The 11,486-nt window shown below is 58.8% G+C and carries 7 protein-coding genes, 1 tRNA gene and 1 pseudogene; 5 read left to right on the forward strand and 4 right to left on the reverse strand.

The window, feature by feature from the left end; genetic code table 11:
• The first annotated feature begins 96 nt into the window (after positions 1 to 96).
• The gene (locus tag JUI81_RS24495) at positions 97 to 1,434 is read left to right on the forward strand and encodes an OprD family outer membrane porin (protein ID WP_374707273.1); all 1,338 of its coding nucleotides are present in this window, start codon (positions 97 to 99) and stop codon (positions 1,432 to 1,434) included.
• A gap of 98 nt (positions 1,435 to 1,532) precedes the next feature.
• On the opposite strand, the gene JUI81_RS24500 is transcribed toward JUI81_RS24495, so the two are convergent.
• Positions 1,533 to 2,750, reverse strand: coding sequence for an MFS transporter (locus JUI81_RS24500; RefSeq protein ID WP_204125225.1), 1,218 nt, complete (start codon positions 2,748 to 2,750; stop codon positions 1,533 to 1,535).
• A 320-nt stretch (positions 2,751 to 3,070) separates the two neighbouring features.
• On the opposite strand from JUI81_RS24500, the gene JUI81_RS24505 reads away from it, so the two are divergent.
• The 4 genes from JUI81_RS24505 to ggt all read left to right on the forward strand — a co-directional run bounded on the left by JUI81_RS24505 (position 3,071) and on the right by ggt (position 8,502).
• The gene (locus JUI81_RS24505) at positions 3,071 to 5,128 is read left to right on the forward strand and encodes a methyl-accepting chemotaxis protein (RefSeq protein ID WP_028939866.1); all 2,058 of its coding nucleotides are present in this window, start codon (positions 3,071 to 3,073) and stop codon (positions 5,126 to 5,128) included.
• Positions 5,129 to 5,244: 116 nt separating this feature from the next.
• Positions 5,245 to 5,321 (forward strand) — tRNA-Met (locus tag JUI81_RS24510).
• 358 nt (positions 5,322 to 5,679) lie between these two features.
• Complete coding sequence (locus JUI81_RS24515; protein WP_204125226.1) at positions 5,680 to 6,483, forward strand: lipopolysaccharide biosynthesis protein; 804 nt, start codon at positions 5,680 to 5,682, stop codon at positions 6,481 to 6,483.
• A 174-nt stretch (positions 6,484 to 6,657) separates the two neighbouring features.
• Positions 6,658 to 8,502: a gamma-glutamyltransferase gene (gene ggt / locus JUI81_RS24520; RefSeq protein WP_204125227.1), complete on the forward strand. Its 1,845-nt coding sequence runs from the start codon at positions 6,658 to 6,660 to the stop codon at positions 8,500 to 8,502.
• A 77-nt stretch (positions 8,503 to 8,579) separates the two neighbouring features.
• On the opposite strand, the gene JUI81_RS32285 is transcribed toward ggt, so the two are convergent.
• From JUI81_RS32285 to JUI81_RS24530, 3 genes and pseudogenes are all read right to left on the reverse strand, one after another.
• Positions 8,580 to 9,140 (reverse strand): methyl-accepting chemotaxis protein, encoded by a 561-nt coding sequence (locus JUI81_RS32285; protein ID WP_371929210.1) that lies wholly within the window; start codon positions 9,138 to 9,140, stop codon positions 8,580 to 8,582.
• A pseudogene (locus tag JUI81_RS32290) lies at positions 9,120 to 9,896 on the reverse strand (PAS domain-containing protein); the annotation flags it as partial. The gene JUI81_RS32285 and the pseudogene JUI81_RS32290, both read right to left, overlap by 21 nt.
• A 118-nt stretch (positions 9,897 to 10,014) precedes the next feature.
• Complete coding sequence (locus tag JUI81_RS24530; protein ID WP_026331941.1) at positions 10,015 to 11,328, reverse strand: MFS transporter; 1,314 nt, start codon at positions 11,326 to 11,328, stop codon at positions 10,015 to 10,017.
• Positions 11,329 to 11,486: the final 158 nt, after the last annotated feature.

The following is an 11,486-nucleotide window of genomic DNA, read 5'->3' on the forward strand; positions in this document are numbered from 1 at the left end:
TTTTTGTCGCTCAAATTTCTTCACTGACAGCATTAGCGACGTGCGCCTGATTTGTTCCTCTAGAGACTTATCGAAATGGATTTTCGTGTACTTCTGATGGCCGGCATTGCCGTCGGCAGCCCTTTGATTGTAACGGCGGATGAAACGCCGACCACTCAAGCCCAGGCCCCGGGTTTTGTCGACGGCAGCCATTTGGGGCTGAACTTGCGCCATTACTATGCCAACCAACACACCCGACGTTCTACCTACCTGGGGATCAAGAAAGAAGATGGCCTGGAGCGGACCCGCATCCGTGAAACCTGGGTGCAAACCGCGATGCTCAACTACAGCTCCGGATATACCCAAGGGGCGGTCGGCTTCGGGCTGGACGCTTCATTGTTCAGCGCCATCAACCTGGAGCGCGGACATGGGCGTGTCGCCAATGGTGGCGATCGGGTGCTGGTGGACAGCGATGGCGATGCGCTACCGACCTGGAGCCGTTTGGGTGTCGGTAATCTGCGGCTGCGTTTTTCCAGCACAGAAGTCAAGGCCGGTCGCTTGCTCACCGACAACCCGATTCTGCGTTACAAGGACAATCGCGCCCTGCCCTCGAGCTTTCAGGGCGTAGGCCTGTTCAGCAACGAACTCGATTGGCTGTCATTGCAGGCCGGCAGCTTCGAACGGGCGATTCCACGAACCGGTACCGGCAGCGAAAAACTCACCACCACCTTCGGTAACCGGGCGTATTCGGGGTCGCGTATTTCCTACCTCGGAGGAATGGCCAAAACCCCTTACGGTCTGGACGTCAGCCTCTACACCTCACGCTTCGAGGACATGTGGCAGCAGACCTATCTGGGATTGACCCAGTTGATCGGGGATCGGCGCGAGATTGCGCTCAAGACTGCACTGAATTACTACCACACCGAGGATCAGGGCGAGCAGCGCCTGGGCTACATCGACAATGACGCCTTCAGCCTGGCGTTCACCGCATCGCACCGGGCCCACAGCCTGACTCTGGCCTGGCAGCAGGTGTTTGGCGACGAGTATTTCGATTACGTCTGGGAGTCCACGGGCAATTACATGGCCAACTCGTTGTACTCGGACTACAACGGTCCGAACGAGAAGTCCTGGCAACTGCGCTACGACCTGGATCTGGCGTCCTTCGGGGTACCGGGCCTGACTACCAGTCTGTGGCACGCAAAGGGCTGGGACATCGACGGCACCCATTACAGCGGCGACCGTAACGGGCGCAATACCGGTTACAACGTGCGGGGTCTGGACAATGCCAAACACGATGAAAACGGTTTAATGGTGGCGTACGTGGTGCAATCCGGCGCACTGAAAAACGCGGTGTTTCGCACCATCGTCTACAACCATCGGGCCACGGGCGGGCAGATCGACGGAAGCTACGACGAGGTCCGCCTGGTGGCGAATCTGCCGATGTGGATTTTTTGAGGCGGGCTTTTTGGGCCGAACAAAATCAGCGGCCCCACTTGCGAAACACTGTGGGAGCTTAGCGAGCTCGCCGGTTCCCACAGTCGAGGGGTGTTGGTTCAGACTTTTTTGGTTCTTGGCAGAAAGATCGCCAACACCCCAAACAGCGGCAAGAACGAACACAGGAAGTACACATACTCGATGCCGCGAATATCCGCCAAATGCCCGAGCAACGCCGCGCCAATCCCGCCGAAACCGAACATCAGGCCGAAGAACACCCCGGCAATCATCCCGACATTTCCCGGCACCAGTTCTTGCGCATACACCACGATAGCGGAGAACGCCGAGGCCAGAATGAAACCGATCACCACACTCAACACACTGGTCCAAAACAGATCCACATGGGGCAGCAGCAGCGTGAACGGCGCCACACCGAGGATCGAGAACCAGATCACTGCCTTGCGCCCGATCCTGTCGCCGATCGGCCCGCCGAAGAAGGTCCCTGCCGCTACCGCGCCGAGAAACAGGAACAGATGCAGCTGCGAGCTGGCCACCGACAGGTCAAACTTCTCGATCAGGTAGAACGTGAAGTAACTGGTGAGACTGGCCATGTAGAAATACTTGGAGAACACCAGCAACCCCAGCACCGCCAACGCACTGATCACCCGGCCTTTTGATAAACCGTGCGTCGCCGCCTGACCTTGTTTGAGTTTGAACAGGTTCAAGTGATTGGCGTACCAGCGGCTGATCCGGTACAGCACGAACAACGCAAACAGCGCGAACAAGCCGAACCAGGCCACATTGCCCTGACCATAGGGAATGATGATTGCCGCCGCCAACAACGGCCCGAAGGCCGAGCCCGCATTACCGCCGACCTGAAACGTCGATTGCGCCAGGCCGAAGCGCCCGCCCGAGGCCAGTCGCGCGACGCGAGAAGCTTCCGGGTGAAAAGTCGACGAGCCGATGCCGATCAATCCTGCCGCCAGCAGGATCATCGAGAAGCTGCCGACCACCGACATCATCAAAATACCGATCAATGTGCAAACGGTGCCAGCCGGCAACAGCCAGGGCTTGGGATGGCGGTCGGTGTGGTAACCAACCCACGGCTGCAACAGCGAGGCCGTCAGTTGAAAGGTCAGGGTAATCAGGCCGACCTGAGTGAAAGTCAGGCCATAGTTGGCCTTGAGCATCGGATAGATCGACGGTAACACCGCCTGAATCAGGTCGTTGATCAAATGCGCCAGCGCCACCGCGCCGATGATGCGCATGACCAGCGGACTGCTTTGTGAAGGAGCGGACGCCGATGTCGTGGCGGACTGAACGTTGCTGATGGCCATGAGAGTTTCCGTACTGCGGATGGGTGCGCACAGGCAGGTCGGTCAATGTGCCATTTTTCGGTGCAGTCGCGCTATCCCCTTAGCTTGCTAACGACCTCAAAAAAGGTGATAGCGCAAAGCCATGGTCTGAATCTTGCCTTGCTTATCCGCTTCAACGCGGCCCCTTACAAAGGGGACCGAGAATGGGAAGTTTCGCTACAGAGTCGGCCTACAGAGCGGACCAAGGTGAACTTTCGAGGCCTTTTAGAAGGACATCAGTCGCGGTCGCCATGGCCTCGACGCACGCCAATGGTGCGTGGTGTCCAGAGGAGTCATGGGGCATGCAGGCTTTTTTATCACCGGGGATCGGGCTGCTGGGGCGTTTCGGCTTCGCGCGCAAATTTCAGCTGCTATTTCTGCTGTTTATCCTGCCGCTGGCAGGCAGCTTGTGGATGATCGGCCAGGACTATCGTGACAAGTTGAGCCTGATCGCCGGCGAACGCGCCGGGGTCCGGCAATTGATTGCCCTGGATGCGCTCGACAACTTGCTCGCCGCCCAGCGTGACCGCGCCGCGCGCTGGCGCGCCACCGAAACCAATCGCCAGCCGACACCTGCAACTATCGCGGCGATGGCAGCGTTCGACACGGTTCAGCCGGCCGTGACCCAAGCAATCACAGACTTGGGCAATGCCCTGAAAACCGAAGGCGCCGAGGGCGAGACCCTCACCCGCTATCAAGCCCTGCAAAGCGCCCTCACCGGCCTGGATTCGAAAAGCCTGAGCAGCGTTGGATGGTGGCCGGACGGCTACGATCGCTTCACCAATGCTTTGAGCGCCCTGCAAGCCTTGCGCGAACAAATCGCCATGGACAATCGCCTGACCCTCGCGCCATGGCTGGAAACTTATCTGCTGACGCAGATCTCCACTCAACACGCACCGGACCTGATCGAACGGGTCGGTCGCCTCGCCGCGGTTGGTCAAGCTTCGGTGGTGTCCGGGCAGTTCACGCTGCAAAGCCGCCTGCAACTGCGCGACTTGCGCAGCCGCATCGGCGACGCTCGGGAACAGCTGGTGAAAACTGGCAGCTTGCTGGAAGCGCGCCTGCCCAGCGCCCTGCAAACCTGGGCCGGGCAATACCATGACAGCCTCAAGCAGCTGGATGCCGGTTTGAAAGTGCTGGACGACGGCGTTTTCGGCGGCAGCATCAACCTAAAGCCCGAAGATTTCGAACGCAGTCTCGACGCCCTCCTCGGTAACCTTGCCTCGCTGCGCCAGCAATCGTTGGTTTCTCTGGATCAACGGCTGGATTATTACCATGGCTCGGCCATCCGCCAGTTCATCCTGGTGGCGACAATTTTTGGCTGCCTGCTGCTGGCTGCGCTGTACCTGTTCATCTGTTTGCAGGCCTCGATCCGTCGTAGCGCCAGCGGCATCACACTGCTGGCCGAAGCACTGCGCGACGGCAACCTGAGCCTGCAAGTACCGGTACAGGGCCGCGACGAACTGGCGGCGATCAGCACCTCGCTTAACGTCGCGGTGGTACAACTGCGAAACAGTTTGCTGGGGGTCGATCACGAAACCCTGCAGTTAAGCAACGCGGTACGCACCCTCAACGATCACTCCAGCGGCGCCCTTGGCGAAGTCGAAGCCCAGCAGTTGCAAATCAGCCAGATCGCCGCAGCGGCCACGCAATTGGCCGCCACCTCACAAGGGGTCGCCCAGAGTTGCGAACAGGCGTCTGGCAGCGCTCAGCACACCCAGCGCATCGCCGCCGACAGCAGCCGCGACAGCCAACGCACGACAGCGAGTATTCAGCAGCTCAATCAGCGGTTGAACGAAACGGCGGCGGCACTGGGTCGGGTCAGCGAGCAAGGGCAGCAGATTCAATTGGTGGTTGATACCATTCGCGGCGTGGCCGAGCAGACTAACCTGCTGGCCCTCAACGCCGCCATTGAGGCCGCACGGGCTGGCGAGCAAGGTCGCGGCTTTGCGGTGGTGGCCGATGAAGTGCGCAGCCTGTCGCAACGCACCCAGTCCTCCACCGCGCAGATCGCCGGCACCGTCGACAGCCTGCGTAGCACCGTGAACGAAGCGGTAAGCCTGATGGAAGCCGCCTGCGGCCAGGCGCAATCGGATGCGCAAGCCGTCACCGGTCTCGGCGAACGCCTGGGGGAAATCGCCAGCGCGGTGCAAAGCGTCACCGACACCCTGGCACAAATCGCCACTGCCGTTGAAGAGCAAGCGAATACCGCCGATGAAGTCAGCGGCAACATCCAGCAAGTCGATCAGGCGGCGGTACGCTTGCTCGAAGGCGCGCGGGCGGTGAACCTCGCCGCGGACACCTTGAGCCAGGGCAGCAAGGCCTTGAGTGCGAATACCGGGAGATTTCAGCTCGATTGATGCCCTCCCCTGACCCGATTTTTCGGGTCAGCGGGATAAGCGGTTGAAAGTGTGGAGAAATATTTTAAATTTACGCTTGACGCATCGTCGTTCCAGGTGAATAATGCGCGCCACTTGGCTACATAGCTCAGTTGGTTAGAGCATAGCATTCATAATGCTGGGGTCCGGGGTTCAAGTCCCTGTGTAGCCACCAAGTACCTGTTTACAGATGTCTCCATGAGTCTCTAAACAACCTCAAGAAGCCCGCCTAGTGCGGGCTTTCTTGTGTCTGGGGCATTCGTTTCATTTCTCCGAATGCCCTGACAGTCTTCGCCACCCTGTATGCTAGAAAAAATTGAATCTGGTATACAGAATAAAATGCAGCGCACACTGGATTCGAGCAGTCTCACAGGAGGCTAAAGGCCGTGAGCGTGAAGAGATTGATCTTAGTACAATCGATGGCGAACAGATTCCAAGGAGGGTGAGACGATCTGTCTCGCACAGAACGCTTCAGAAATATCATTTGCTGCCGAACTAAATCAAATGATCATTACAACAGGACGCAATTAGGAATGAGTGCCAAAATTAATATTCGTGACTTGGACGAGTGTCGCAATATTCATAAAGGCGCTGTCTTTATCGTCGCCTCGGGAGGGTCTGCCAAAGACTTTCATCCTGAGGAGTTCGCTGACATCCCTATGATTACAATGAATGGGGCAATCTCAAAGTTTATCGGAACTGGCGTGAAGCCTTTTTTCTATGCCTGTACCGATAAAGATTTTCCCAAGCAACAACCTGAATTGTTCTCCCAAGCCATGCTTCTTAGTGAGCGAGTCGCCTTATGGGAGGACCATGTTCAGCATCTATCGATTACGCCCAAAGGGAAGGTGTTTTTGCTGAACAAGGCGCCAAAGTTTTCCTGGGGTGCGCTGGTTGGTGCAGATAAAGAGCTGATAAGAAATCGTAATTTTCTCAAGCGTCGCAATCGGCGCATCGGCTTCAGTAAAAACCTGAAACGGGGCTTCTTCGATGCGCGCACTGTTGCCTATTTAGCTCTGCAAATCGCCTATCATGCGGGCTTCAATAAAGTGGTAATGGTGGGGGTTGATCTTAATCAGGCTATCAGCCGATTTTATGAAGAGAAAAGCACCACAGTTTCTCCTTGTGGGCTGGACCAGCATTTTCACACCAGGATTTTGCCGTCGTTCGAAATAGTAGCGAGGAAAATAATCAGTGATCAATTCCACGTCTACAATCTTTCCAATTCATCAAGAATTCCCGCCGACATTATCCCCCAGATACATCCGGATGAGCTTGATACCTATGTGCACGGCTTGGGATACTTCGACTCCATGAAACATTTTGTAAATCATTAGACTAACCGTCGATCTAAAATGGCTAAGTACCACCAAGTACTAAAAACGGCTTACCGAAAGGTAGGCCGTTTTTTTATGCCTCGAGAAAAGTGGCGGGCGACCCCTGATTTGCGTAGCACTCCTTCGACCGGATAAAGTCCCTGGACCTTTTATCCCATGGACGGAGTGCCTCGCGTGTTCTCAGCCTTCCACTTGAACCGCTATCGCCTGTCAGCCTTTTCGCTGATCGCCACCGCTTTAACCCTCGCCGCGTGTAACGCCCCGCCCTCTTCGCCTTCGGTCTCGACCTTGCCGGTCGCGCCGGAAATCACCTCCGGTTATCGCACCGACCTGCAGACGCGGCACGCCTCCAGACACATGGCCGCAGCCGCCAACCCACTGGCGGCCGAAGCCGGGCGGGAGATGCTACGCGAGGGTGGTTCGGCGATTGATGCGGCCATTGCCATGCAAGCAGTGTTGACGCTAGTCGAGCCGCAATCGTCGGGTATCGGCGGTGGCGCGTTGATTGTGCTGTGGGATGGCAAGGCCGTGCGCACCTACGACGGTCGCGAAACCGCACCGGCTGGCGCCACCGAGAAACTGTTCCTGCAAGCCGACGGCAAACCGATGCCTTTCACCCAGGCGCAGATCGGCGGGCGCTCGGTGGGTACACCGGGCGTGTTACGGGCGCTGGAGCTGGCCCATCAAAAGCACGGTCGCCTGCCGTGGGCGAGGCTGTTCGAACCCGCCATCAAACTCGCCGAGCAGGGTTTCGCCATCTCGCCACGACTGCATCAGTTGATCGCGGCCGACGCGTTTATCCAGCGCTCACCAGACATGGCCGCCTACTTTCTGACTGCCGATGGTCACCCGAAAGCCGTCGGTACACAGCTGAAAAACCCGGCACTCGCCGCGGTGTTCAAGCGCATCGCCAAGGAAGGTCCCGACGCGCTGTACACAGGGCCGATCGCAAAAGAAATCGTCGCCAAGGTTCAGGGCCATACCAACCCCGGCAGCCTGTCGCTGAACGATCTCCAGGGCTACAAGGCCAAGGAACGCGCGCCGCTGTGCACCGACTACAAACGGTGGCAAGTGTGCGGCATGCCACCGCCGTCATCGGGCGGAATCGCCGTGGCGCAAATCCTCGGCACCTTGCAGGCCCTGGAAACCCGCGACCCACGCTTTGCCCTGGCACCACTCAAACCGGTCAAGACCAGTAAACCGGCGGGCATAGAGCCAGCCCCTGAAGCCGTACACCTGATCGCCGAAGCCGAGCGCCTGGCTTATGCCGATCGTGCGCAGTATGTTGCCGACACCGACTTCGTACCCGTGCCGGTCAAAGGGTTGGTCGACCCGACTTATCTGGCGACCCGCGCAACCTTGATTGGCGAGCGCAGCATGGGCCAGGCCAAACCCGGCACCCCGCCAGGCATTCAGGTCGCCTACGCGCCGGACCGCTCGCCGCTGCGCATCTCCACCTCGCAGGTGGTGGCAGTCGATGACGAGGGCGATGCCGTGTCCATGACCACCACCGTGGAAGCGGCATTCGGCTCACACTTGATGGTCCAGGGCTTTCTGCTCAACAACCAGATGACCGACTTCTCGTTCATCCCCGAAGAGCAAGGGCAAAAAGTCGCCAACCGCGTCGAACCCGGCAAACGCCCGCGCTCGTCCATGGCGCCAACGCTGATCTTCGATCGCCAGAGCGGTGAGTTCCTGGCCACCGTCGGCTCACCCGGCGGCTCGCAGATCATCGAGTACGTGGCCAAATCCACCATTGGCCTGCTCGACTGGAACCTCGACCCACAGGCCGCCATCAACCTGCCCAACTTCGGCAGCCGCAACGGCCCGACCGAACTGGAACAGGGTCAGTTCAGCCCGGCACTGATTCAGGCGCTGAAGGACAAAGGGCACAGCGTGGGCGAGATCGACATGACCAGCGGGACTCAGGCGATTGTTCGGGTCAAGGATGCGCAGGGGAAAGCCACGTTGGCCGGCGGGGCCGATCCACGGCGTGAGGGGGAAGCGTTGGGGGATTGAGCCGTACGCAGGAATGAGGAAAGGCTTACCGGGCGGGGTAGGCCTTTTTGAGGACTACCCGCGCCGGATAGATAGCATCAAGTCGATAGTTGGTTGGCAAACTGCCCGACTGCGTTCACCACTTTCTGCGCACCGTCCTGGATCTCGACGATCACCGTGCCCGCCTCCGCCGCCAGCGCCAGACCTTGTTCAGCCTGGAGCTTGCCGTCGGTCATCAGCGCCACGGCGTTGCGCGCCATGTCCTGGTTCTGACGCACGACGCCGACAATTTCATCGGTCGCCTGGCTGGTGCGCGAGGCCAATTGCCGAACCTCGTCCGCCACCACGGCAAACCCGCGCCCCTGTTCACCGGCACGAGCCGCTTCGATGGCCGCGTTGAGCGCCAGCAGGTTGGTCTGCTCGGCGATACCGCTGATGGTTTTGACGATGGTGCCGATCACCAGCGATTGCTCGTTCAGTGCTTCGATGCCTTCCCCTGCGGTTTGCATGTGTTTGGCCAGGTCACGCATCACGTCTACAGCTTGAGTCACCACGGCAGTTCCGCGTTGTGCACTCTGATCGGTTTGCTGAGAAGTGCTGTAGGCAATGTTGGCCGCCTCGGCGACAGCCTGCTCCTGATTGACCTGATCGGTAATCACCGTGGCGAACTTCACCACTTTGTAGAGTTTGTTGTTGGCATCGACCACCGGGTTGTAGGAAGCCTCCAGCCAGACCACGCGACCGTGGCTATCGACACGCTTGAAACGATCAGCGACGAACTCGCCAGCGTTCAGACGGCGCCAGAAGTTCTGATACTCGGCGCTGTTGTATTCCTCTGGCTCACAGAAGATACGATGATGTTTACCCTGGATCTGCGCCAGGCTGTAACCCATGCCGCTGAGGAAACGCTCGTTGGCCATCAGCACGTTGCCATTGAGGTCGAACTCGATCACTGCCGTCGAACGCACCAGCGCGCCAATCAGATTTTCATGCTCACGGGACGCCTCGATGGTACGGGTCAGGTCGCTGGAGTAAATCGAGAAGTTCTTGATACGGCCATCCGAGGACCGCACCGGCTGCATGATCGAACGCAACCAGGCTTCGGCACCGTTGCCGCGTAGCAAACGGACCGCGCCGGCAAAGTGCTCGCCACGGGTCAGCGCGGCCTTGAAACGGTTATGGAATTCATCCGATTTCACATGGACCGGAACAAGGTCTTCGATGTGCCGGCCGATCAGATCATTGCTTTTGTAGAGCATCTCACTGACGAAGTTTTGGTTGACCGATTGAATTCGCCCATCGGAGTCGAGGGTCAGGACCAGCATCTCGCTTTCCAGACTCTCCTTGATTTGCAGAAGGCTGGAGAGTTCTTCGCGAAGAGCCGAGAGCTCCTGCTTCAAGCGTTTATTGAACATGGGAAGCACCGATGGACAGAGATAAAAAGCGGCTTACAGCCTAGCCATCGGCTTTGCGGGTATTTTCTGAAGAGTGTTGCAGGGTTGTCCTACAAAAATAGTCGCGGCACAAACAGCCTCATGCCGCGCCAGCCACCGAACAGCGTCCGACTCGCGGCATTCGCGCACCGAAATACACCGCGCTGCTGATGCCCACGGCCCCCATCACCGCGCAGAAAATCACACAAATCCACGGACTCCACGGCATCAGACCGATCAACAGCAGCGGTGTGACACTCGCCCAAGCGGCGTAGGCAATGTTGTAGGTGAAGGAAATCCCCGAGACGCGAATCCGCGCCGGAAACAGGCTGACCATCACTGACGGCACTGCGCCGACCACCCCACAACCAAGGCCGGCCACTGCATAGGCCAGGCCGATCCACTGGCCCTCAATGATCAGACAGGTATAGAGCACGCCGATGCCTAGAGGCAGCAGCAGGCTATACAGCATCACCGTGCGCCAGGCGCCGATACGATCGACGAGCAGCCCGGCGAGCACACAGCCAATATTCAGAAAGACGATGCCCAAGGCACTCAGCGCGAAGGTATGGCCGGCGGTCATGCCGAAGGTTTTCTGCATCATGGTCGGGGTGATGACCACAAACACCACCACGGCCGAGGTCAGCACGCAGGTGAGGATCATCGCCGGCAGCATCGCCAGGCGGTGTTCACGCAGGACCGTGCGCAGCGGCAGTTCGACAGCGGCCTCGCGCTGGGCCTGCATCGCCATGAACACCGGGGTTTCGCTGAGCCAGCGGCGCAGCCAGACACCGATCACGCCAAACACACCGCCCAGCAGAAACGGGTAACGCCAGGCGTAATCGAGGATTTGCTCCGGGGTAAACGCCTGAGCCAGAAAAGTCGCCGTCAAGGCGCCGATCAGGTAACCGAAGGTCAGCCCCGCCTGCAGGAAACCGAGGGCATAACCGCGATGCCCGACCGGCGCGTGCTCAGCGACGAACACCCAGGCGCTCGGCACTTCACCGCCCACCGCCGCGCCTTGCAGGACCCTCAGGACCAACAGCAGCAGTGGTGCGAAATAGCCGATCTGGGCGTAGGTCGGCATGATCCCGATCAGCAAGCACGGCAACGCCATCATCAGAATGCTCAGGCTGAACACCTTCTTGCGTCCCAACCGGTCAGCGAAATGCGCCATCAGGATCCCGCCCAACGGACGCGCGAGGTAGCCAGTGACGAAGATCCCGAAGCTTTGCAGCAGACGCAGCCACTCGGGCATTTCCGGCGGGAAGAACAGCTGGCTGAGGGTCAACGCGAAGAATACGAAAATAATGAAGTCGTAGATTTCCAGCGCACCGCCCAAGGCTGCAAGCCCCAGGGTCTTATAGTCCGAGCGAGTGAAGGGCGCCGGGCGCGCATTGATGTTGGCAGTCATGTAAAAGAACTCTGGCAGGCAAAAAACCAAGGCGCCCATGGTCTACGCAAATGCGGTTGTGGACAACCCGTTAGACCATAGTCCCAAACGCCCCAAACAGCGTCCCCGCAACGGACCGATTGATTTACTGTTGGCACCGACCGGATGGGCCATTGCGC

The sequence above is a fragment of the Pseudomonas sp. 008 genome (genome assembly GCF_016861935.1).
Classification (GTDB): Bacteria; Pseudomonadota; Gammaproteobacteria; order Pseudomonadales; family Pseudomonadaceae; genus Aquipseudomonas.